The sequence below is a fragment of the Diaphorobacter sp. genome (assembly GCF_050251835.1).
Lineage (GTDB): Bacteria > Pseudomonadota > Gammaproteobacteria > Burkholderiales > Burkholderiaceae_C > JBFXIE01.
Window position 1 is genome coordinate 1 of record NZ_JBFWLZ010000041.1, and the last position, 23,434, is coordinate 23,434.

At 65.3% G+C, this 23,434-nt stretch carries 22 protein-coding genes and 1 pseudogene; 18 read left to right on the top strand and 5 right to left on the bottom strand.

All coding sequences use genetic code 11. The annotated features are described in order from the left end of the window. Positions 1-48: 48 nt before the first annotated feature. The 4 genes from rplI to rpsF are packed head-to-tail and all read right to left on the bottom strand — an operon-like array spanning position 49 to position 1,530. The gene (rplI, locus tag AB7E35_RS12560; protein ID WP_428163357.1) at positions 49-501 is read right to left on the bottom strand and encodes a 50S ribosomal protein L9; all 453 of its coding nucleotides are present in this window, start codon (positions 499-501) and stop codon (positions 49-51) included. 14 nt (positions 502-515) lie between these two features. Then, entirely contained in the window at positions 516-797 is a 282-nt protein-coding gene (gene rpsR, locus AB7E35_RS12565) for a 30S ribosomal protein S18 (RefSeq protein WP_011806335.1), read from the bottom strand. An 18-nt stretch (positions 798-815) separates the two neighbouring features. Continuing rightward, complete coding sequence (priB, locus tag AB7E35_RS12570) at positions 816-1,106, bottom strand: primosomal replication protein N (protein ID WP_428163356.1); 291 nt, start codon at positions 1,104-1,106, stop codon at positions 816-818. 43 nt (positions 1,107-1,149) lie between these two features. Then, positions 1,150-1,530: a 30S ribosomal protein S6 gene (gene rpsF, locus AB7E35_RS12575; protein WP_428163355.1), complete on the bottom strand. Its 381-nt coding sequence runs from the start codon at positions 1,528-1,530 to the stop codon at positions 1,150-1,152. A 319-nt stretch (positions 1,531-1,849) separates the two neighbouring features. Between rpsF and grpE the strand changes: the two genes are divergently transcribed. The 18 genes and pseudogenes from grpE to accD all read left to right on the top strand — a co-directional run bounded on the left by grpE (position 1,850) and on the right by accD (position 22,786). Then, positions 1,850-2,386, top strand: a complete 537-nt coding sequence (gene grpE / locus AB7E35_RS12580) for a nucleotide exchange factor GrpE (RefSeq protein WP_428167661.1) — start codon at positions 1,850-1,852, stop codon at positions 2,384-2,386. Between the two features lie 82 nt (positions 2,387-2,468). Then, entirely contained in the window at positions 2,469-4,412 is a 1,944-nt protein-coding gene (gene dnaK, locus AB7E35_RS12585) for a molecular chaperone DnaK (RefSeq protein ID WP_428163353.1), read from the top strand. 91 nt (positions 4,413-4,503) lie between these two features. After that, positions 4,504-5,634, top strand: a complete 1,131-nt coding sequence (gene dnaJ / locus AB7E35_RS12590; RefSeq protein ID WP_428163352.1) for a molecular chaperone DnaJ — start codon at positions 4,504-4,506, stop codon at positions 5,632-5,634. Positions 5,635-5,885: 251 nt separating this feature from the next. Continuing rightward, the gene (locus AB7E35_RS12595) at positions 5,886-6,557 is read left to right on the top strand and encodes a PEP-CTERM sorting domain-containing protein (RefSeq protein ID WP_428167662.1); all 672 of its coding nucleotides are present in this window, start codon (positions 5,886-5,888) and stop codon (positions 6,555-6,557) included. A gap of 492 nt (positions 6,558-7,049) precedes the next feature. After that, positions 7,050-7,277: pseudogene (locus AB7E35_RS12600) on the top strand (3-octaprenyl-4-hydroxybenzoate decarboxylase); the annotation flags it as partial. A 289-nt stretch (positions 7,278-7,566) separates the two neighbouring features. After that, positions 7,567-8,931, top strand: a complete 1,365-nt coding sequence (locus AB7E35_RS12605) for an MBL fold metallo-hydrolase (protein WP_428167663.1) — start codon at positions 7,567-7,569, stop codon at positions 8,929-8,931. A gap of 183 nt (positions 8,932-9,114) precedes the next feature. Further along, entirely contained in the window at positions 9,115-10,071 is a 957-nt protein-coding gene (locus AB7E35_RS12610) for a LysR family transcriptional regulator (RefSeq protein WP_428162432.1), read from the top strand. Between the two features lie 40 nt (positions 10,072-10,111). Then, positions 10,112-11,563 (top strand): 3-isopropylmalate dehydratase large subunit, encoded by a 1,452-nt coding sequence (gene leuC / locus AB7E35_RS12615; RefSeq protein ID WP_428167664.1) that lies wholly within the window; start codon positions 10,112-10,114, stop codon positions 11,561-11,563. Between the two features lie 14 nt (positions 11,564-11,577). Continuing rightward, complete coding sequence (locus tag AB7E35_RS12620; RefSeq protein WP_291485303.1) at positions 11,578-11,700, top strand: entericidin A/B family lipoprotein; 123 nt, start codon at positions 11,578-11,580, stop codon at positions 11,698-11,700. A gap of 23 nt (positions 11,701-11,723) precedes the next feature. Then, the gene (gene leuD / locus AB7E35_RS12625; RefSeq protein WP_428162430.1) at positions 11,724-12,377 is read left to right on the top strand and encodes a 3-isopropylmalate dehydratase small subunit; all 654 of its coding nucleotides are present in this window, start codon (positions 11,724-11,726) and stop codon (positions 12,375-12,377) included. Between the two features lie 76 nt (positions 12,378-12,453). Then, positions 12,454-13,524 carry a 3-isopropylmalate dehydrogenase gene (gene leuB, locus AB7E35_RS12630; RefSeq protein WP_428162429.1) on the top strand — a complete coding sequence of 357 codons (1,071 nt, stop codon included), beginning with the start codon at positions 12,454-12,456 and terminating at the stop codon, positions 13,522-13,524. A gap of 462 nt (positions 13,525-13,986) precedes the next feature. Next, on the top strand, positions 13,987-15,117 hold the full coding sequence (gene asd / locus AB7E35_RS12635; protein ID WP_428162428.1) for an aspartate-semialdehyde dehydrogenase: 1,131 nt from the start codon (positions 13,987-13,989) through the stop codon (positions 15,115-15,117). Between the two features lie 270 nt (positions 15,118-15,387). After that, complete coding sequence (locus AB7E35_RS12640) at positions 15,388-18,135, top strand: FimV/HubP family polar landmark protein (RefSeq protein WP_428167665.1); 2,748 nt, start codon at positions 15,388-15,390, stop codon at positions 18,133-18,135. A gap of 84 nt (positions 18,136-18,219) precedes the next feature. After that, positions 18,220-19,044: a tRNA pseudouridine(38-40) synthase TruA gene (truA, locus tag AB7E35_RS12645; protein WP_428162426.1), complete on the top strand. Its 825-nt coding sequence runs from the start codon at positions 18,220-18,222 to the stop codon at positions 19,042-19,044. Further along, positions 19,041-19,763, top strand: coding sequence for a phosphoribosylanthranilate isomerase (locus AB7E35_RS12650; protein WP_428162425.1), 723 nt, complete (start codon positions 19,041-19,043; stop codon positions 19,761-19,763). The genes truA and AB7E35_RS12650 overlap by 4 nt, the downstream gene beginning before the upstream one ends. Then, on the top strand, positions 19,764-21,047 hold the full coding sequence (gene trpB, locus AB7E35_RS12655; protein WP_428167666.1) for a tryptophan synthase subunit beta: 1,284 nt from the start codon (positions 19,764-19,766) through the stop codon (positions 21,045-21,047). Further along, the gene (trpA, locus tag AB7E35_RS12660; protein ID WP_428162423.1) at positions 21,044-21,853 is read left to right on the top strand and encodes a tryptophan synthase subunit alpha; all 810 of its coding nucleotides are present in this window, start codon (positions 21,044-21,046) and stop codon (positions 21,851-21,853) included. The genes trpB and trpA overlap by 4 nt, the downstream gene beginning before the upstream one ends. Positions 21,854-21,913: 60 nt before the next feature. After that, entirely contained in the window at positions 21,914-22,786 is an 873-nt protein-coding gene (gene accD, locus AB7E35_RS12665) for an acetyl-CoA carboxylase, carboxyltransferase subunit beta (RefSeq protein WP_428167667.1), read from the top strand. A gap of 83 nt (positions 22,787-22,869) precedes the next feature. Here the strand turns inward: accD and AB7E35_RS12670 are convergent, their stop codons facing one another. Further along, positions 22,870-23,418: a YggT family protein gene (locus AB7E35_RS12670; RefSeq protein ID WP_428162421.1), complete on the bottom strand. Its 549-nt coding sequence runs from the start codon at positions 23,416-23,418 to the stop codon at positions 22,870-22,872. Positions 23,419-23,434: the final 16 nt, after the last annotated feature.

Here is a 23,434-nt window from a genome sequence, read left to right on the forward strand (position 1 = left end):
GCCCGAGGGCGGCTTTTTGCTGAAGCGACAAATGACGATTTGTCGTGATCAGGCGGTTTCGCCATAGACCGAGACGGTCACTTCGACGGCCACATCGGTGTGCAACGCCACGACGACGGTGTTGTCTCCAACGGTCTTGATGGGGCCATTGGGCAGACGGATCTGCGACTTCAGGACGCTGTAGCCGTTCTTGTTCAGCTCGTCGGCGATGTCCTGGTTGGTCACGGAGCCGAACAGACGACCGTCCACACCGGCCTTTTGCGTCAGCTTGAGCGTGGTGCCGGACAGCTTTTCGCCTTCGGCCTGGGCTGCGGCCAGCTTCTCGGCAGCGGCCTTTTCGAGTTCAGCACGGCGTGCCTCGAACTCAGCCTTGGCAGCCTCGGTGGCGCGGCGGGCGCGGCCGGTAGGAATGAGGAAGTTGCGGGCGTAACCGTCCTTGACCTTGACAATTTCGCCAAGGGCGCCGAGGTTCACAACCTTATCGAGCAGGATGACTTGCATGGGACTCGCGCTCCTTAGATCTTGTGCTGGTCGCTGTAGGGCAACAGTGCCAGGAAGCGGGCGCGCTTGATGGCAGTGTTGAGCTGACGCTGGTAGATGGCACGCGTGCCAGTCAGGCGCGCGGGAATGATCTTGCCGTTCTCGGCGATGAAATCGCGCAGGGTATCGACATCCTTGTAATCGATCTCTTCGACGCCAGCAACCGTGAAACGGCAGAAGCGCTTGCGCTTGAACAGCAGCGACTGGGTGTTGCGCTTCGGGCGCTTGTCTTTGTTGAATTTCTTGAACGTGGCCATTTTCGGACCTCTTGAAAATTAATTTTGCTGAATATCCTGAATGTGAAACACCAACCCTTTGCCGCCGCGCCCCGTGGCCAGAAAGCCCCGGAATATCCACGGGCTGCCCAGCGCTTGCCGGGACAATCTCTCGGCGAGTGCGCCAAAAGCTACCGCCTTGACGATGGCCTTGACTTGCCTGTCCGCCCCGGCTTCACGCTGCTGCGACTCATGCTCGAGCCGCAAATCCAGCGCCGGCAATCCGGCAGGCGTATGCCGCAGAGGCTGTGCCTCGGCGATGCAGGCCGACAGAGTCCAAAGGTTGTTCACATCTCCTGGCTAACTGACCGTGGCTGGCAAACAGGCCCGGCGATCAGCGCTCTTGCGACGCGACAGCGGACTCGGCCTGGTTGGCCTTGCGGGCTTCTTCGCGCTCGACGGTCTTCATCATCGAAGAAACGCCGGTTTCGGCCTTCTTCTTTTGCACCGTCAGATGGCGCAAAACGGCGTCGTTAAACTTGAAGGCGTGCTCCAGCTCGGCCATCACCGCCTGGTCGGCTTCGATGTTCAGGCACAGATAATGGGCCTTGGCCAGCTTGTTGATCAGGTAGGCCAGTTGACGGCGACCCCAGTCTTCCACGCGGTGCACCTGACCACCACCAGCGGTGATCATGCCCTTGTAGCGCTCCAGCATGGCTGGAACCTGCTCGCTTTGATCCGGATGGATCAGCAAAATGATTTCATAGTGACGCATGCATACTCCTTTTGGATTGAATGCCCACATGGCTCTGATACCCGGCAAAGCCCGGCCAGACCCATGTCAGCTTTTGAAAGCCACCCGCCGCGTCGTGTAGCGGTGTAGCAAGGCAAAGCGCGAGATTATAGCGGCGAAAAATGTGTCTGCACACTGCGGCGGCCACTCCACGCGGGCCAAGCCACCCCGAAGGCTGCAAAATCGCGACTGCCACGGCCAGCGCAGTTCCATGTTTTTGTTCGAATTGAACTTATGGCTTGAAATTTTCAACCCCGCTCCCAAGTGCCGCGCACAAGCAATTCAAACTCACCACAGCCACATGTCCGACAACCAGAACCCAGCACCCGCCCCTGAAGAGATCGAGGCCGCCATGGCGGCCAATGCCGCCGACGAACTGGCCCGGCTGCAAGGCGAGCTTGCCGAGCTCAAGGCCAAGAGCGCAGACCTGGCAGACCAGTTCCTGCGCGCCAAGGCCGAGGCCGACAACACCCGCCGGCGCGCCGAGGAGGAAGTGTCCAAGGCCCGCAAGTTCGGCATCGAAAGTTTTGCAGAGAGCCTGCTGCCGGTGTGCGACAGCCTGGACGCCGCGCTCGCCATCGAGAACGCCACGGCCGCGCAACTGCGCGAGGGCTCCGATGCCACCTTGCGCCAGCTGGTGGCGGCGCTGGAGCGCAACAAGGTAGTGCCCATCAACCCTGCAGCGGGCGCCAAGTTTGACCCCCACCTGCACCAGGCCATCAGCGTGGTGCCTTCAGCGCAGGAGGCCAACACCATCGTGGCCGTGCTGCAAAAAGGCTATCTGATTGCAGACCGCGTGCTGCGCCCGGCGCTGGTGACCGTGGCTGCGCCCCAATAAAAAATCGCCACCCGCTTGAAGTCAGGCAAGTTATCCACAAGTTACTGGCTATCCAGCCATTTCAAACATCACGGAGAAAAACATGGGAAAAATCATCGGCATTGACCTGGGCACGACCAACAGCTGCGTGGCCATCATGGAAGGCAACACCACGCGCGTGATCGAAAACAGCGAGGGCGCGCGCACCACGCCTTCGATCATTGCGTATCAGGAAGACGGCGAGATTCTGGTGGGCGCCTCGGCCAAGCGCCAGGCCGTGACCAACCCCAAGAACACCATCTACGCCGCCAAGCGCCTGATTGGCCGCAAGTTCGACGAAAAAGAAGTGCAAAAGGACATCGACCTGATGCCCTTCCAGATCGTCAAGGCCGACAACGGCGACGCCTGGGTGCAGGTGCGCGACCAAAAGCTGGCTGCCCCCCAGATCAGCGCCGAAGTCCTGCGCAAGATGAAGAAGACTGCCGAGGACTACCTGGGCGAGCCCGTGACCGAGGCCGTGATCACCGTGCCGGCCTACTTCAACGACGCCCAGCGCCAGGCCACCAAGGACGCCGGCCGCATTGCCGGCCTGGATGTCAAGCGCATCATCAATGAGCCTACCGCAGCGGCCCTGGCCTTCGGCCTGGACAAGCAGGACAAGGGCGACCGCAAGATTGCCGTGTATGACCTGGGCGGCGGCACGTTCGACGTGTCCATCATCGAGATTGCCGATGTCGATGGCGAAAAGCAGTTTGAAGTGCTGTCCACCAACGGCGACACTTTCCTGGGCGGCGAAGACTTCGACCAGCGCATCATTGACTACATCATTGCCGAGTTCAAGAAAGAGCAAGGCGTCGATCTGTCCAAGGACGTGCTGGCCCTGCAACGCCTGAAGGAAGCCGCTGAAAAGGCCAAGATCGAGCTGTCCAACAGCGCGCAGACCGACATCAACCTGCCCTACATCACGGCCGACGCCTCGGGCCCCAAGCACCTGAACATCAAGCTCACCCGCGCCAAGCTGGAAAGCCTGGTGGACGAGTTGATCGAGCGCACCATCGCCCCCTGCCGGACTGCCATCAAGGACGCGGGCATCAGCGTGTCCGACATCAACGACGTGATCCTGGTCGGCGGCATGACCCGCATGCCCAAGGTGCAGGACAAGGTCAAGGAATTCTTCGGCAAGGAGCCGCGCAAGGACGTCAACCCCGATGAGGCCGTGGCCGTGGGCGCGGCCATTCAGGGCCAGGTTCTGTCGGGCGACCGCAAGGACGTGCTGCTGCTGGACGTGACGCCGCTGTCGCTGGGCATCGAGACCCTGGGCGGCGTGATGACCAAGATGATCACCAAGAACACCACCATCCCGACGAAGTTCGCGCAGACCTTCTCGACGGCCGAGGACAACCAGCCCGCCGTGACCATCAAGGTGTTCCAGGGCGAGCGCGAGATCGCCAGCGCCAACAAGCTGCTGGGCGAGTTCAACCTCGAAGGCATCCCCCCGGCCTCGCGCGGCACGCCGCAGATCGAGGTGACCTTTGACATCGACGCCAACGGCATCCTGCACGTCGGCGCCAAGGACAAGGGCACGGGCAAGGAAAACAAGATCACCATCAAGGCCAACTCCGGCCTGTCCGAGGACGAGATCCAGAAGATGGTGAAGGACGCCGAGCTCAACGCCGCCGACGACAAGAAAAAGCTGGAGCTGGTGCAGGCCCGCAACCAGGGCGAAGCCGCCGTGCACACCGTGCACAAGAGCCTGTCCGAACACGGCGACAAGCTGGAAGCAGCCGAGAAGGAAGCCATTGAGGCTGCGGTCAAGGACCTGGAAGCCGCTCTCAAGGGCGACGACAAGGACGCCATTGAAGCCAAGACCACGGCGCTGATGACCGCCAGCCAGAAGCTGGGCGAGAAGATGTACGCAGACCAGCAGGCGGCTGCGGGCGCCAGTGCCGCTGGCGCCGACGCGGGCAACGCATCCGCTGCGGGCGCCAAGCCTGCAGACGACGACAACGTGGTCGATGCCGAAGTCAAGGAAGTCAAAAAGGGCTGATCAGCAGCGGTTGCGCTGACCCGAGCCGCCGCGCTGGGCCCCTGCAAAGGGTGCCCGCGCGGCGTTCCTGTTCCAACCAGGCTTTTCATCCATGTCCAAAAGAGACTATTACGAAGTTCTCGGCGTTCCCAAGAATGCCTCCGAGGACGAAATCAAGAAGGCATATCGCAAGCTGGCGATGAAGTACCACCCTGACCGCAACCAGGGAGATGCCGCCAAACCCGCCGAGGAAAAATTCAAGGAGGTCAAGGAGGCCTACGAGATGCTTTCCGACGCGCAAAAACGCGCTGCCTACGACCAGTACGGCCATGCGGGCGTGGACCCCAACATGCGCGGCGGCATGGGTGGCGCCGAGGGCTACGGCGGCTTTGCCGAGGCTTTCGGGGACATCTTTGGCGACATGTTCGGCGGCGGGCGCGGGCGCGGCGGGCGCCAGGTCTATCGTGGCAACGACCTGTCGTACGCCATGGACATCACGCTGGAAGATGCCGCCCGGGGCAAAGAGGCGCAGATCCGCATCCCCAGCTGGGAGGGCTGCGACACCTGCCACGGCAGCGGCGCCAAGCCTGGCACCAGCGCCAAGACCTGCGGCACCTGCAGCGGCACCGGCACGGTGCAGATGCGCCAGGGCTTCTTCAGCGTGCAGCAGACCTGCCCGCACTGCCGCGGCACGGGCAAGATCATTCCCGAGCCCTGCACCGCCTGCCACGGCCAGGGCCGCATCAAGAAACAAAAGACGCTGGAGGTGAAGATTCCCGCCGGCATTGACGACGGCATGCGCATCCGCAGCACCGGCAACGGCGAGCCCGGCACCAACGGCGGCCCGCCAGGCGACCTGTACATCGAGATCCGCATCAAGAAGCACGACATCTTCGAGCGCGACGGCGACGACCTGCACTGCCAGGTGCCGGTCAGCTTCATCACCGCGGCGCTGGGCGGCGAGATCGAGGTGCCCACGCTGCAAGGCAAGGCCGCCATCGACATTCCCGAAGGCACGCAGGCCGGCAAGCAGTTCCGCCTGCGCGGCAAGGGCATCAAGGGGGTGCGCGCCAGCTACCCGGGCGACCTGTACTGCCACATCGTGGTCGAAACGCCGGTCAAGCTCACCGAGCACCAGCGCAAACTGCTGCGCGAGCTCGACGAGTCGCTGAAAAAAGGCGGGGCCAAGCACTCCCCCTCGACTGACAGCTGGACCGACAGGCTCAAGAGCCTCTTCAGCTGACCGCCTCAGCGACCCCTGCGTGCAACAACTGCGCAGGAATCCCGGGCACAACGGCACGCCATGCGTGCCGTTTTTTTTTGCAACCGCCCGATCCAGGCACCCGGAACATTGCAAAAACACGTAGCCCAATCGTCGGAAAAACTGACAACCGCCCACACGCAGCAGTGCAACTGCCTTGATTTTGAAAGGTTTTTTCTGGTGGCACCAAAAATGCTTTGATCAAGCACCAACCGCACAACCACCCCACCGCCATGAAAACCATCGCAGCCCTGATCCTCGCACTGGCGTCAGTGTGCGCCCAAGCCAGTGTGGTGCTTACCAATCCGTTCAACAACACCGCCGTGGGCCCGTTGGGTGAGTCCGACACCACCACCTACGGCCAGGTGTTCACCACGCCCGACGCCGTCAACACGGTGCTCGACAGCTTCAGCCTGATCGTGCGATCGTCCACTGCAGCCATCAGCAACCTGTACGCCGGCGTGGCCACCTGGGTCAATGGCGGGGCGGGCACAGCGGTGTTCACCTCTGCCCCGTTCAGCGGCAACTTTGCCGATTGGACCGAGGTGATCGTTGGCACCGGCGGCGTGGATCTGACGCCCGGCCAGGAATACGTGGCTTTTTTCAGCGCCTCGGGGCTGTTCGATGGCACTCCTGATGGCTTGGACGTGGGCCTGAGCGACGACAGCGAGACCCTGGGCTTTGTCTTTGACAACTCTGCTGGCGCCAGCCCGCTGCATGCGAACTGGGATGGCCGCGATGCATTTCGCAGCTTTCAACTGGCCGGCAGCATGGAGTTCAGCCCCCCATTGCAAGAAGTGCCCGAGCCCGCCAGCCTCGCGCTGCTGGGCGCAGGCCTGCTGGCTGCTGCCGCCGCGCGCAGGCGGCGAGGCACCGCAGACGCACGCGCCACTGAGCCCGCCTGACCGTCTGGCGGCCGCCCCAAGCGGTGCGCCAAGCCCGGATCGCCAGGCCGTGCCCGCCTTCTGACAGCGGCCCGGCGGCATTGAAGACATCGTGCAGCACGGCGTGGCGTGCGCACTGGACTTGCTGGGGCTGAACCACCCCCTGGCGCCGCGTTGGCAGGGCCTGGTGGCCTGAGAAGGTGGCAGCGCAACCGCCATGACTGCGCTTTGCGCCTTGATGGGACGCCTGATTGACCACATTTGCGCGCCCTGCTCGGCCACGCAGGACTCCTTCACACCTCCTGAGATAACTCCTAAATTCATAGCTGCCTACGCTTGCTGCACATAGGTCATAGTCCGATTTGATGCCTGATTTTTGACATGTTTGCCTGCACCAGGCCCTGGCAGCCGCTGCCACCGCGGCCTGATGCATGACCAGCGCCGAAAAACACAAGCCAAAACAGGCGCCAGTCTAGGCGTATCAAGCGCAAGCAGCTATCAAAATTGACTGCCATGCACCACCGCGGCCCGCGCGACTTCATGGCCCAGCTGGAAGCTGCGGGCGACCTGCGCCGCATTGCCCAGCCCGCGCCCCCACCTGGAGATAACCGCCCTGGCCGACCGCGTGGTGCGCGCGGGCAGCGCGGCGCTGCTGTTTGAAAACCCCACGGGCCACGCCATGCCGGTGCTGGCCAACCGGTTTGGCACCCCACCCGCGTGGCGCCTGCGCTGGGCGTGGCCGTTGGGGCCGACCGAGCCACCATTGCGGGCGCCATCACGCCCGTGCCCGACACGCCCGTGGTGCGCATCCGCAAGGCATGCCGCCACCGGCAAATGGCCCGGCGAAACCCGGCGCGCATGGGGCCGCCCCATGGCCATGGATGCCGCCGTGAGCCAGCGCATGAACGCGCTGGCGGACGGGCTGGCGGACATGCTGGGGCTGTAGCCGCCCGCCTGTCGCTACCCGGGCGCAAGGCTGTTACGCTGGGGGCTGACAGCAACCGCCTGACAACGTCCGCAAGGAGGCCCCATGTCCGTCAGCATCACCTTTCTGGGCGGCGCCGGCACCGTCACCGGCTCCAAGTACCTTGTGCGCCACGGCGGCCAGTCGCTGCTGGTGGACTGCGGGCTGTTCCAGGGCTACAAGCCGCTGCGGCTGCGCAACTGGCAACCGCTGCCGGTGGCGCCGCACGACATCGACGCCGTGCTGCTCACCCATGCCCACCTGGACCATTCTGGCTACCTGCCGCTGCTGGCCAAAAGCGGCTTTGGCGGCCCGGTGTTCTGCACCGCGGGCACGCGCGACCTGTGCGCCATCTTGCTGCCCGACAGCGGCCACCTGCAGGAAGAAGACGCGGCCTTCCTCAACCGGCACAAGCTCAGCAGGCACGAGACCGCCCTGCCCCTGTACACGCGGCTGGATGCGCAGCACTGCCTGTCGCTGCTGCAAGTGCGGCCCCTGCACCAGGCCTTCGAGCCGCTGCCCGGCTGGCGCGCCACCTTCCAGAGCGCGGGCCACATCCTGGGGGCGGCCAGCGTGCTGCTGGAGGTGGGCGACCGGCGCATTCTGTTCTCGGGCGACCTGGGCCGTCCGGACGATCTGCTGATGCACGCGCCCGACGCGCCCCCTGCCGCCGACACGGTGCTCATCGAATCCACTTACGGCGACCGCAGCCACCCGCCCGGCACGGTGCTGGACGAGCTGGGCCCCGCCCTGGCACGCCTGGCCGCGCGCGGCGGCGTGGCGGTGGTGCCGGTGTTTGCCGTGGGGCGCGCGCAAACGGTGATGTATGCCATTGCCCAGCTGAAAAGCCGCGGCGAGCTGCCTGCGGGCCTGCGCGTGTTTCTGGACAGCCCCATGGCCGTCAGCGCCACGCAGCTGTGCCAGGACCACCTGCGCGAGATGCGCCTGACCCGCCCCGAACTGCACGCCATGGCCCGCGGCACCACACTGGTGCACAGCGTGGACGAATCCAAGGCGCTGGCGGCGCTGCACGGGCCGCGCGTGATTCTGTCGGCCAGCGGCATGGCCACCGGCGGGCGCGTGCTGCACCACCTGGCGCTGTACGCGGGCGACCACCGCAACATGATCGTGCTCACCGGCCACCAGGCGGGCGGCACGCGCGGCGCGCGCATCGCCGCGGGCGAAAAGAGCATCCGCATCCACGGCCGCGAAGTGCCCATCCGCGCCGAGGTGGTGCAGCTGGCCACCGCATCGGCCCATGCCGACGGTGACCAGCTGCTGGCCTGGCTGCGCGCCATGCCCAGCACGCCCCGGCAGGTGTACGTGGTGCACGGCGAACTGCCCGCCGCCGACATGCTGCGCCAGCGCATCGAACACGCCCTGGGCTGGCCCGCAGAGGTGCCCGAGCATGGCGACAGCGTGACGCTCTGAATTGGGGGCAAGGGTTGTGGCGGGTGGTCAGGGAAGTCCACCGCGCCACCGTCATTGCCGCGAAGGCGGGAATCCACCCACCCCGCCATCTGGCAAAGTATCCATCGCGCATGGCGATGGCAGATAAAGCCGTTCAAGGGGAAAATACACGCATTGCTCGCCAAACGAGAAGCCCTTCCCCTGATGAAAAGCTCCGAGCGCAGTTTTGCGCGCCGTATCGACCTGACCTCGCTGCAACTGTTCGTCGCCGTGTGCGAACTGGGCAGCATCGGCCGCGCGGCCGAGCGCGAGTTCATTGCCGCATCGGCCGTCAGCAAGCGCCTGTCCGACCTGGAAGCCGCGGTGGACACGCAGCTGCTGTACCGCCACAGCCGCGGCGTGACGCTGACCCCCGCTGGCGAAAGCCTGCTGCACCACGCGCGCAACGTGCTGTTCGGGCTGGAGCGCATGCAGGGCGAACTGAGCGAATACGCCGACGGCGTGCGCGGCCATGTGCGCATGCACGCCAACATCTCGGCCATCGTGCAGTTTTTGCCCGAAGACCTGGGCGCCTTTGCACGCGCCCACAGCCAGATCAAGATCGACCTGCAAGAGCACCTGTCGCCCGCCGTGCTGCACGCGGTGCACGAAGGCGCGGCCGACCTGGGCATCTGCAATGTTCCGGCCGCGGCCGCCCACGAAGGGCTGCAAAGCCGCCCCTACCGCAGCGACCGCCTGGTGCTGGTCGTGCCGCAAACCCACGCCCTGTCTGCGCGAGACGCTATCCAGTTTGATGAAGTGCTGGACTGGGACATCGTCGGCCTGCAGGCGGGCAGCAGCATCAGCCTGGCCATGCGCCAGGCGGCGGCGCAAGCCGCGAGGCCGCTGCGCCAGCGCATCCAGGTCACCAGCCTGGACGCCATGTGCCGCATGATCGACAACGGCCTGGGCGTGGGCCTGCTGCCCGATCGCGCCTTTGCGCTGATGCGCGGCGTGGGCCGGCTTGCCGCCGTGCCGCTGCATGAACCCTGGGCGCTGCGCGAGCTGCGCCTGGTGGCGCGCGACTTCGACGCCCTGCCCGTTACCGCGCGGCTGCTGGTCGAGCACCTGACGGCGGACTCAGCCCAGTCGGCCCAGTCGGCCCAGTCGGCCGCCGCCTAAAATTTTCACCCCTTCCCTGAACCCACGAAACGAGACCGCCATGGGACGCACCCTGTACGACAAAATCTTCGACGAGCACGTCGTCCACACCGAAGAAGACGGCACCGCCGTGCTCTACATCGACCGCCACCTGGTGCACGAAGTCACCAGCCCGCAGGCCTTCGAGGGCCTGCGCGAAGCCGGCCGCAAGGTCTGGCGCGTCAGCTCCATCGTCGCCACCGCCGACCACAACACCCCCACCACCGGCTGGGAGCGCGGCTACGACGGCATTGCCGACCCGATCAGCAAGGAGCAGATCGTCACGCTGAACAACAACATCCAGCAGTCGGGCGCGGCGGCGTTTTTTCCCTTCCTGTCCAAGCGCCAGGGCATCGTGCACGTCATCGGGCCTGAGAACGGCGCCACCCTGCCCGGCATGACGGTGGTGTGCGGCGACAGCCACACCAGCACCCACGGCGCCTTTGGCGCGCTGGCGCACGGCATCGGCACCTCTGAGGTCGAGCATGTGATGGCCACGCAGACCCTGCTGGCCAAGAAGGCCAAGAACATGCTGATCCGGGTGAATGGCAAGGTGACCCCCGGCATCACCGCCAAGGACATCGTGCTGGCCATCATCGGCAAGATCGGCACTGCCGGCGGCACGGGCTACACCATCGAGTTTGCGGGCGAAGCCATTCGCGACCTGAGCATGGAAGGCCGCATGACCGTGTGCAACATGGCCATCGAGGCCGGCGCGCGCGCTGGCCTGGTGGCGGTGGACGACAAGACCATCAACTACGTCAAGGGCCGCCCGCTGGCGCCCGGCGTCGACCCAAAAACCGGCCAGTTTGTCGGCGGCGTGGAATGGGACCAGGCCGTGCAGTACTGGAAGACGCTGCACTCCGACGCCGACGCAAAGTTTGACGCGGTGGTCGAGCTGAACGCCGCCGACATCGTGCCGCAGGTCACCTGGGGCACCAGCCCCGAGATGGTGCTGGGCATCGACGCCGTGGTGCCCGACCCCGACAAGGAAAAAGACGCCTCCAAACGCGGGGCCATCGAGCGCGCGCTGACCTACATGGGGCTGCAGCCGGGCAAGCCTTTGAGCGACATTTTTGTGGACAAGGTGTTCATCGGCAGCTGCACCAACAGCCGCATCGAGGACATGCGCGAGGCCGCCGCCGTGGTCAAGAAGCTGGGCCAGAAAGTGGCCAAGAACGTCAGGCTGGCGATGGTGGTGCCCGGCTCGGGCCTGGTGAAAGAGCAGGCCGAGCGCGAGGGGCTGGATGCCATCTTCAAGGCCGCGGGCTTTGAGTGGCGCGAGCCCGGCTGCAGCATGTGCCTGGCCATGAACGCCGACCGCCTGGAGCCCGGCGAGCGCTGCGCCTCCACCAGCAACCGCAACTTTGAAGGCCGCCAGGGCGCGGGCGGGCGCACCCATCTGGTCAGCCCCGCCATGGCTGCTGCTGCGGCCATCCACGGCCACTTTGTGGACATCCGCCAATTCGCCTGAAGGAGACTCTCGCCATGAACAAGCCTCTCGCCGCCCTGCTCGCGCTGGCCTTCGTGCTGGCGGGCTGCAACACCGTCAAGGGCATGGGCCAGGACGTGCAGCGCGCCGGCTCTGCCATCGAGCGCGCCGCCAAATAAAAAACCCACAGGATTTACCCAACATGCAGAAATTCACCGTGCACCAGGGCCTGGTGGCCCCGATGGATCGCGAAAACGTGGACACCGACGCCATCATCCCCAAGCAGTTCCTCAAGTCGATCAAGAAAACCGGCTTTGGCCCCAACCTGTTTGACGAATGGCGCTATCTGGACCAGCCCGGCCAGCCCGGCGTGCCCGAGTCCGCGCGCAAGCCCAACCCCGACTTCGTGCTGAACCAGCCGCGGTACAAGGGCGCCAGCATCCTGCTGGCACGCAAGAACTTTGGCTGCGGATCGAGCCGCGAGCACGCCCCCTGGGCGCTGGACCAATACGGCTTTCGCGCCATCATCGCGCCCAGCTTTGCCGACATCTTCTTCAACAACTGCTTCAAGAACGGCCTGCTGCCCATCGTGCTGCCCGAGGCCACGGTGGACCAGCTGTTCAATGAAGTGGCGGCCTTCCCCGGCTACCAGCTCACCGTGGACCTGGAGCGCCAGGTGGTGGTGCGCCCCCAGGGCGAAGAAACGCCCTTTGATGTGGTGCCCTTCCGCAAGTACTGCCTGCTCAACGGTCTGGACGACATCGGCCTGACGCTGCGCCACGCCGACAAGATCCGCGAGTTTGAGGCCCGCCGCCTGGCCACCAAGCCCTGGCTGGCGCACACGATGGCGTCCTGATATTTTTTAACCCAAATCAGCCTGCAGCGCTTAAATATCCAGCGCTGGCAGCTATCAAAAAAGAAGCTAATCAACCATGAAAATCGCAGTTCTGCCGGGTGACGGCATTGGCCCCGAGATCGTTGCCGAGGCCGTCAAGGTGCTGGGCGCCCTGGACCTGAAGCTGGAGCTGGAGACCGCCCCCGTCGGCGGCGCCGCCTACGAGGCCGCGGGCCATCCGCTGCCCGAATCCACCCTGAAGCTGGCGCAAGACTCCGACGCCATCCTGTTTGGCGCCGTGGGCGACTGGAAGTACGACACTTTGGCGCGCCCGCTGCGCCCCGAGCAGGCCATTTTGGGCCTGCGCAAGGCACTGGGCCTGTTTGCCAACTTCCGCCCCGCCATCTGCTACGAGCAGCTGACGCACGCCTCCAGCCTCAAGCCCGAGCTGGTGGCCGGCCTGGACATCCTCATCATCCGCGAGCTGACGGGCGACATCTACTTCGGCCAGCCGCGCGGGCGCCGCGTGGCCACCGACGGGCACTTCCCCGGCGCCGAAGAAGCGTTTGACACCATGCGCTACAGCCGCCCCGAGATCGAGCGCATCGCCCACGTCGCCTTCCAGGCCGCGCGCAAGCGCAACAAAAAGGTGACCAGCGTGGACAAGGCCAACGTGCTGGAGACCTTCCAGTTCTGGAAGGACGTGATGACCGAAGTGGGCCAGCAGTACCCCGACGTTCACCTCGAGCACATGTACGTGGACAACGCCGCCATGCAGCTGGTCAAGGCGCCCAAGGCATTCGACGTGGTGGTCACCGGCAACATGTTTGGCGACATCCTGTCTGACGAAGCCTCGATGCTGACGGGCTCCATCGGCATGCTGCCCAGCGCCAGCCTGAACGACAAAAAGCAGGGGCTGTACGAGCCCAGCCACGGCAGCGCGCCCGACATCGCCGGCAAGGGCGTGGCCAACCCGCTGGCCACCATTTTGTCCGCCGCGATGATGCTGCGCTTTTCGCTGAACCAGGAAGAAGCCGCCCGCCGCATCGAAACCGCCGTGCAAGCCGTGCTGGCGCAGGGCCTGCGCACGCCCGACATCTACAGCGAAGGCGCCACCAAGGTGGGCACGGCGCAGATGGGCGACGCGGTGCTGCAGGCACTCAAGTAAGCACAGGCCCGCAGATTACTATTGATTTAATAGCTACCAGCGCTTGTCCATAAAGGGCTAGATGCATTTTTTATAGACAAAAAAGGCCTTTTCGACCACCGCCACAACCTGCCAGGGGCCACGCCAGCCCCCGGCGGGCTTTTTTACGTCCTGCATCACGGTAAAAAAAGGCTGCAACCCCTATAAAACAAGCGTCAGCAGCTATCTAAAAAATAGCAACCACAAGGCTGTCATACCCCTTCCGCATCCCGTACAATGCGCCCCCATGTTTGACGCCCGCCCGTTCGCCCCGAACACCGCACCCGCCGCACTGGCCGGTGCATGCGCGCGCGCAATCACCACCAAAACCACGACCATCAAGGGCTGATCCAGCTCCGGTATCGTCGTGCGCCCTTCCTGGCCAGACGAGCCGGGCGAAGCAGCCAGGTCTGGCACTGTTTCTTACTTTGAAAGGGCGTTGAAATGAGCAAGTTGGTAGGTTTGGTCGGCTGGCGCGGCATGGTCGGCTCGGTCTTGATGGACCGCATGGCGCAAGAAAAGGACTTCGACCTGATCGAGCCCCTGTTCTTCTCCACCTCAAACGCGGGCGGCAAGGCCCCGGCGCAGGCCAGGAACGAGACCACGCTGCAGGACGCGTTCGACATCGACGCTCTCAAGCGCTGCGAGATCATCATCACCGCCCAGGGCGGCGACTACACCACCGAAGTCTTCCCCAAGCTGCGCGCCGCCGGCTGGAAGGGCCACTGGATCGACGCCGCCTCCACGCTGCGCATGAATGACGACGCCGTCATCGTGCTGGACCCGGTCAACATGCCGGTCATCAAAAACGCATTGGCCCGGGGCGGCAACAACTGGGTGGGCGGCAATTGCACCGTCAGCTGCATGCTGATGGGCGTGGGCGCGCTGTACAAGGCGGGCCTGGTCGAGTGGATGAGCACCCAGACCTACCAGGCCGCCAGCGGCGGCGGCGCCCAGCACATGCGCGAGCTGCTGACGCAATACGGCACGCTGAACGCCGAAGTGCGCGCCCTGCTCGACGACCCCAAGAGCGCCATCCTGGAGATCGACCGCAAAGTCATCGCCAAACAGCGCGCTTTGAGCGGTGACGAGGTGGCCAACTTTGGCGTGCCACTGGGCGGCTCGCTCATCCCCTGGATCGACAAGGACCTGGGCAACGGCATGTCCCGCGAAGAATGGAAGGGCATGGCCGAGACCAACAAGATCATGGGCATGGGCGAGGCTTTTGGCACGCCGGCGGTGCCGGTGGACGGCTTTTGCGTGCGCGTGGGCGCCATGCGCTGCCACAGCCAGGCGCTGACCTTCAAGCTGAAGAAGGACGTGCCCGTGGCCGACATCGAGGCCATGATCGCCGCCGACAACGAATGGGTGAAGGTGGTGCCCAACACGCGCGAGGCCACCCTGAAAGACCTGACGCCCGTGGCCGTCACCGGCACCATGACGATCCCGGTGGGCCGCATCCGCAAGCTGGCCATGGGCCCTGAATACCTGGGCGCCTTCACCATTGGCGACCAACTGCTGTGGGGTGCAGCCGAGCCGCTGCGCCGCATGCTGCGCATCCTGCTGGACGCCTGAACGGCATCAACGGCGCCACCTGCATGGCGCCGTTTTTTCAACCGGACAAGGATACGACCTGTTACCGGCCGTTGTCCAATTCCAACAAGCAACCGGTGTTTCCACCCCTTGCGACAGGTCAAAAATGCTGCGGCGGCGCACTAACTTGTCAGTGTAAAACATTGATGCTATGGTGCTTTTTACGTCTTTTCACGCTGCGAAGCGGCGCCAGCCATGACCAGAAAAACACCGCTTTTCCAGGCAGCCAACCCCCCCTCATTGATCGCACCCATGCATCGCTGGAAATTTTCTGTCCTGGCCACTGCGGCCATCTTGTCGTCTGGCCTGTACAGCACCGATGCCAGCGCCTTGGCCCTGGGGCGCATCACGGTGCAATCCGCCCTGGGCGAGCCGCTGCGCGCCGAGATTGAGCTGCCCCAGATCACCCCCGCCGAAGCAGACTCGCTGCGCGCCGCCACCGCAAGCCCGGAGGTGTTTCGCAGCCAGGGCCTCGAATATTCATCCGCGGCGCGCAACGTGCAGGTCAAGCTGCAGCGCCGCCCCGATGGCTCCATGATGCTGCGCCTGACCAGTACCCGCCCCATCAACGAGCCCTTCGTGGATCTGGTGATCGACGCGGCCTGGAACTCCGGCCACATCGTGCGCAGCTACACCATGCTGTTCGATCCGCCCGCGACCAGCCGCCCGCAGCCCACCGTGACGGCCGCGCCGCAGATCGATGCGCCGCGTGCCGCACCTGCACCCGCACCCGCCGCGCCACGCGTCCAGCCCCCCGAGTCTTCCACGTCCGCCGCAGCGCAAGCCGCGCCGCGCCGCGCCGCGGCCGCTGCGCCGGCTCCGGCACCGGCAACCGCCTCTCAAGACAACGAAGTCAAAGTGCAGCCAGGCGACACCGCCGGCCGCATTGCCGGCGCCTACCGGCCCGAGGGCGTTTCGCTCGACCAGATGCTGGTGGCCCTGATGCGCTCCAACCCAGACGCATTCATCAACGGCAACGTAAACCGCCTGCGCAGCGGTGCGGTTCTGCAGATACCCACCGAGGCCGAGGCGCAAGCCACCACCACGACCGAGGCGCGCAGGATAGTCGTTGCCCAAAGCCGCGACTTCAACGAATTCCGCCGCCGCATGGCTGGCGCCGCGCCCACGGCGCAGGTGGCTGCGGCGCAACGATCGGCCAGCGGGGCGGTGCAGACCGAGGTGGACGACAAGAAACCCGCCGTTGGCAGCCCCGACAAGCTCACCCTGTCCAAGGGCAGCGTGCAAGCCCAGAAGGCAGAGGAGCAGGCCGCGCGAGACAGGCAGGCCAGCCAGACGGCCACCCGCATGGCAGAACTGTCCAGGAACCTTCAGGACCTCAAACAACTGGACGCCGCCAGCCAGCCGGGTGCGTCGCTGTCTGACGCCGCAGCGACTGCAGCCAGCCAGCCGGCTCTGGCCGTGCCTGCCACCGTGGCCCTGGCTGCGTCCACACCCGCAGCGAACGCCTCTGCGGCACAGGCGCCCGCCAGCGGCGAGGCCACCACTCAAGCCACCGCGCAGGCAAGCCCTTCTGACGAGCCCGCTTCGGCAGCTGCAGAGGCGGCATCCGCCGCGTCCACGGCGCAGGCTCCTGCGCCAGCGGCCCGCCCCGCCCCTGCGCCGGCCCCTTACGAAGAACCCAGCCTCATCGACTCGGTTCTGGAAGACCCGCTGCTGGCGGGCGGCGGGCTTGCCATTGCGCTACTGCTGCTGGGCTATGGCGGTTACCGCTACGCTCAAAGCCGCCGCCAGCATGGCGCCGTGGACAGCTCTTTCTCCGAAAGCCGCCTGCAGGCAGACTCTTTCTTTGGCGCCAGCGGCGGCCAGCGCGTGGACACCGCCAGTACCGACCTGACGACGGGCGCTTCGTCCATGACCTACTCGCCCAGCCAGCTTGAAGGCGGCGGCGACGTAGATCCGGTGGCCGAGGCCGACGTCTATCTGGCCTATGGCCGCGATCTGCAGGCCGAGGAAATCCTCAAGGAGGCCGTGCGCCACTATCCCGAGCGCGTGTCTATTCCTGCCAAGCTGGCCGAGATCTATGCCAAGCGCCAGGATCGCAAGGCGCTGGAGGCCGTGGCCAACGACGTGTTCAAACTCACCAACGGCCAGGGCCCCGATTGGGCACGCGTTTCTGACCTGGGCCGCGCGCTGGATCCCGAAAACCTGCTGTACCAACCCGGCGGCAGGCCTGCCACGGCAGCGCAAGGGCAGTCCGGCGCAGCTGCGGCGTCGGCCTTTGCCAGCACGATTGCCATTGCGCAAGCGCCCTCGCAGGCCGAACCCGGCCCCGACTCTCGGCTGCCTGAACTCGATCTGGATCTGGATCTGGATCTGCACGAAGCGCCACCGGCCGCGGCCCCCGCGCCCAGTACGTTCGCCATGGCGGCTGCCGGCAACGCCGCCCTGATCAATGCGCAGACGCAAGCCTTGGCGCAGGCACCGGCCGAAGTCAAAACCGCCGCCGCGCAGGATACTGGCGACGAGTCCGCCGACCCCGTCCTGAGTCTGGATCACCTGGACCTGTCCCAGCCCGACTGGGACAGGCCGGGCGAGCCAGCAGCCAGCTCTGCCGCCGCGGCGCCAGCACCCGCGCCCACCCAGGCCGACATCGGTTTGTCGCCCCTGGACATGCTCGATGAGGGTCTGTCCCTGATGGACTCCGGCGCTGCACCACTGACCAGTCAGGACGCCAAGGCAGGGGCATCCGAACCACTCGAGTTCGACCTGGGCAGCCTGTCGCTGGATCTGGACATGCCGTCTGAGGCACCTTCGCAGGTATCCGACCAGGCGCGCCCCCCCGCCGCTACGGACATGCCCACACCTGCTGCTGATGCTCCCCTGGCGGACGACCCTCTGACCACCAAGCTGGCGCTGGCCGAAGAATTCAACACCATCGGCGACAGCGAGGGTGCGCGCACCCTGGTGGAAGAGGTCATCGCCGAGTCTTCCGGCGACCTCAAGGCACGCGCCCAGCGCCTGCTGGCCCAGCTGGGTTGATGGCCATGCCCCAACGCCTGCGCAGCCCGCGCTGCGCAGGCTTTTTTTTGCAGTGCGCCAGCTGCCTGCAATGAGGATCGTGCAATGAGAGTGGCGCTGGGCGTCAGCTACAACGGCCAGGCCTACAACGGCTGGCAGAGCCAGCCCTCTGGCAACACCGTGCAAGACCACCTCGAAGCGGCCCTGGGCCGCTTTGCCACGCATGCGGTGCACACCATTTGCGCAGGGCGTACCGATGCGGGCGTGCACGGCCTGATGCAGGTGGTGCACTTCGACACCGATTTGCAGCGCGCGCCCTTTTCCTGGGTGCGCGGCACCAACACCTTCTTGCCGCCGGACATCGCCGTGCAGTGGGCGCAGCCTGTGCCGGATGCCTTCCATTCGCGCGCCTGTGCGCTGGCGCGGCGCTATGCCTACGTGCTGCTGCAGTCTCCCGTGCGCCCCAGCGTGGATGCGGGTCGCGTGGGCTGGGTATTCCATGCGCTGGACGAGCAGGCCATGCACGCAGCCGTACAGCACCTGCTGGGCGAGCACGATTTCACCTCGTTTCGCGCGTCGGCCTGCCAGGCCAAGTCGCCGGTCAAGACGCTGCACCGCATCGACATCACGCGCCGTGCCCCGCCCGAGGGCGAATCCACCGGCACGCACGGCTGCAGGCCCTGCTACTGGCGCTTCGAATTCGAGGGCAATGCCTTTTTGCACCACATGATCCGCAACATCATGGGCTGCATCGTCGCCATAGGCCAGGGCCTGTACCCGCCGGACTGGATGCGCGACGTGCTGCAGGCACGCTCGCGCGATGCGGCTGCGCCCACCTTCTCGCCCGACGGCCTGTATTTCCAGGGCCCGGTGTACGGCGCCGAATGGGGTCTGCCCACGCGCACGGCTGCGTATGATTGGTTGCCATGAACAGCTCTGCCACGCCCCCCCAACGCACCCGCGTCAAGATCTGCGGCCTGACGCGCGAGCAGGATGTGGATGCCGCCGTCGATGCCGGCGCGGACGCCATCGGCTTCGTGCTCTACCCCCAAAGTCCGCGCGCAGTCACGCCGCAGCGCGCCGCACAACTGGCCCGGCGCCTGCCGCCCTTCGTCACGCCCGTGCTGCTGTTTGTCAATGCCAGCGCTACTGAAGTGATAGCTGCCAGCGCTTTTGTTACAGGGGCTACAGTGCAATTTCATGGCGATGAGTCGCCCGAAGAGTGCTGGGCTGCCAGCGACAAAGGGCGCCTGCCCTACCTGCGGGCGGCTCGCATTCCACTGGGCGAAGGTGCGGCGCAGTTCGACCTCGTAAAATACGCATCCCTTCACTCCCGCGCCCGCGCCATCCTGCTCGACGCCCACGTCGAGGGTTATGGCGGTGGCGGCAAGTCATTCAATTGGTCACTCCTGCCAACAAGCGTCGCCTCTCACCTCGTTTTAAGTGGTGGGCTCACGCCTGCAAACGTGACCGATGGCATCGTTCAGGTACGCCCGCGTTGCAAGACGCTGGCCGTTGATGTCAGCTCCGGCGTAGAGGCCACAGGCCCCGATGGGTTGCCCCTGAAGGGCATCAAGGACGCCGGCAAGATCCAAAGCTTCATCGCCGCCGTGCGCGCGGCCGATGCGGCATCCACTTTTTGTTTGTAGATGTCTGAATACACCCAACCCGATGCTTCGGGCCACTTTGGCCCCTATGGCGGCAGCTTCGTCAGCGAGACGCTGACCCACGCCATCCAGGAACTGCGCGAAGCCTACGCTCGCTACCAGCGCGACCCTGCGTTTCTGGCCGAGTTCCACTACGAGCTCAAGCACTTCGTCGGCCGCCCGTCGCCGATCTATCACGCAGCGCGCACCAGCCGCGAGATGGGCGGCGCGCAGATTTATCTGAAGCGCGAAGACCTCAATCACACCGGCGCGCACAAGATCAACAACGTGATCGGCCAGGCCATGCTGGCCAAGCGCATGGGCAAGCCCCGCATCATTGCCGAGACCGGCGCCGGCCAGCACGGCGTGGCCACGGCCACCATCTGCGCGCGCTATGGCCTGGAATGCGTGGTCTATATGGGCGCCGAAGACGTCAAGCGCCAAAGCCCCAACGTCTATCGCATGAAGCTGCTGGGCGCCACCGTGGTGCCGGTTGAATCGGGCAGCAAGACGCTGAAGGACGCGCTCAACGAAGCCATGCGCGACTGGGTGGCCAATGTGGACAGCACCTTCTACATCATCGGCACCGTGGCCGGCCCCCACCCCTATCCGATGATGGTGCGCGACTTCCAGAGCGTGATCGGCAAGGAATGCATCGAGCAGATGCCCGAGATGCTGGCCGAGCAGAAAATCAACGCGCAGCAGCCCGATGTGGTGTTGGCCTGCGTGGGCGGCGGCAGCAATGCCATGGGCATCTTCCACCCCTACATTCCATTTGAAAAGACCCGCCTGATCGGCGTGGAGGCCGCGGGCGAAGGGCTCGACAGCGGCAGGCATTCGGCATCGCTGCAAAAAGGCAGTGCCGGCGTGCTGCACGGCAACCGCACCTTCATCCTGCAAGACGACAACGGCCAGATCACCGAAACCCACAGCATCAGCGCGGGCCTGGACTACCCCGGCGTGGGCCCCGAACACGCCTGGCTGCAGGAAATCGGCCGCGCCGAATACGTGGGCATCACCGACCAGGAGGCGCTGGACGCGTTCCACTACCTGTGCCGCACCGAGGGCATCATCCCCGCGCTCGAATCCAGCCACGCCGTGGCCTATGCCCTGAAGCTGGCCAAGGCCATGCGTGCCGACCAGTCCATCCTGGTCAACCTGTCAGGCCGCGGCGACAAGGACATCGGCACCGTGGCCGACCTGAGCGGCGCCGACTTTTACTGCCGCCCCAGCTGCCAGGGGCAGTCCGTCAAGGGCGGCGAGCAAACCGTCAAGGTGGTCAAATGAGCCGCATCGAAGCCACGTTCTCCGCCCTGCAGGCCCAGGGCCGCAAGGCGCTCATCCCTTATGTGACCGCAGGCTTTCCGTTTGCCGACATCACCCCCGCGCTCATGCACGGGATGGTGGAGGCCGGCGCCGACGTGATCGAGCTGGGCGTGCCCTTTTCCGACCCCATGGCCGACGGCCCGGTCATCCAGAAGGCCGGCGAAAAGGCCCTCAGCCTGGGCATTGGCCTGGTGCAGGTGCTGGGCTACGTGCGCGAATTTCGCAAGCGCAACAGCACCACGCCCGTGGTGCTGATGGGCTATGCCAACCCCGTGGAGCGTTACGACCAAAAACATGGCACCGATGCCTTTGTGCGCGATGCTGCGGCCGCCGGCGTGGATGGCGTGCTGATCGTGGACTACCCGCCCGAGGAGTGCGAGCAGTTTGCCGCCACCCTGCGCAGCCACGGCATGGACTTGATCTTCCTGCTGGCCCCCACCTCCACGCCCGAGCGCATGCAGCAGGTGGCGCGCGTGGCCAGCGGCTATGTGTACTACGTGTCGCTCAAGGGCGTGACGGGATCGGCTGCGCTGGACACATCGGCCGTCGAAGCCATGCTGCCACGCATCCGCGAGCATGTGACGGTTCCCGTCGGCGTGGGCTTTGGCATCCGCGATGCCGCCACTGCCCAGGCTATCGGCCGCGTGGCCGACGCGGTGGTCATCGGCAGCCGCATCATCCAGCTCATCGATGGTCAGCCGCATGAGAAAGTGGTCGGCATCACGATGGACTTCCTGCGCGCGGTGCGCAAGGCGCTGGACGCATAATCTCGTGCCTGCGCGCACGCCATGCGGCGCGCAGTCTGCGATCTGAACAGAGGAAACCCTATGTCCTGGCTCGAAAAACTCCTGCCCGCCAAAATCCAGCAGACCGATCCCACCGAGCGTCGCCAGATGCCCGAAGGTCTATGGATCAAATGCCCAAGCTGCGAGAACGTGCTCTACAAAACCGACCTGGAACACAACCAGAACGTCTGTCCGAAGTGCGGCCATCACCACCGCATAGGCGCTCGCGCACGACTCAACGCTTTTCTGGACGGCGAAGGCCGCTACGAGATCGGTCAGGAAGTGCTGCCCGTCGATGCCCTGAAGTTCAAGGACAGCCGCAAGTACCCCGAGCGCCTGAAAGAAGCGCTGGAAAACACCGGCGAGACCGACGCCCTCATCGTCATGGGCGGCGCCGTCAAGAGCATCAACCTGGTGGCGGCCTGCTTCGAGTTCGACTTCATGGGCGGCAGCATGGGCAGCGTGGTGGGCGAGCGCTTCGTGCGCGGCGTGGAAACCGCCATCGAGCAAAAAGTACCCTTCGTCTGCTTCACCGCTACCGGCGGCGCGCGCATGCAAGAGGGCCTGCTGAGCCTGATGCAGATGGCCAAGACCAACGCCGCCCTGACGCGCCTGGCCAAAAAGGGCCTGCCCTACATCAGCGTGCTGACCGACCCCACCATGGGCGGCGTATCGGCGGGCTTTGCCTTCGTGGGCGACATCGTCATCGCTGAGCCCAAGGCCCTCATTGGCTTTGCCGGCCCCAGGGTCATCGAATCGACCGTGCGCGTCAAATTGCCCGAGGGCTTCCAGCGCGCCGAATTCCTGCAGACCAAGGGCGCCGTGGACTTCATCTGCGACCGCCGCGAGCTGCGCCAAACCGTGGCGCAATGCCTCTCGATGCTGCAGCGCCTGCCGGTGGATGCGGTGTCTTAACTACTCTCGTCCACTACCAAATCAATAGCTGCTCGCGCTTACGCCGCAAGCTCTAGCAGCCAATTTGACCAATATTTACCAGATCAGCGCATTGCACCGGCCTGCAGGTGCCCCAGCACGATCATCACCACCTGCAGCGCCACCAGCGCCACCAGCGGCGACAGGTCGATGCCGCCCACCAGCGGCAGCACGCGGCGCACGGGGCGCAAGATGGGCTCGCACAGGCGGCCAATCACGTCGCCCAGCGGTGAGCGCGTCTGCACCCACGACAGCACGGCATAGACGATCAGCAGCCCCATCAGACCCGACACCGCAACCCGCGCCATGCCAAAAACGGCCATCCACGGCAGCCACGCCAGGCCTGTGGGGGCACCCAGCAACAGCCACAGCAGCAGGTACTGCACCAGTTGCAGCAGCAGCGCTGCCACCAGGCACGACAAGTCCAGCCGCCTCGCAGACGGCATCAACTTGCGCAGCGGCAGCACCAGCCAGTCGGTCAGCGCAAACACCAGTCGCCCCACGGGGTTGGCAAACGACACGCGCTGCCACTGCATGTACAGGCGCAGCAGGCAGGCGCCGGTCAGCAGGCCGCTGACGATGTCGAGGAGAAACGATGTGATCTGGAACAGCATGGAGTGCGGCAAATAT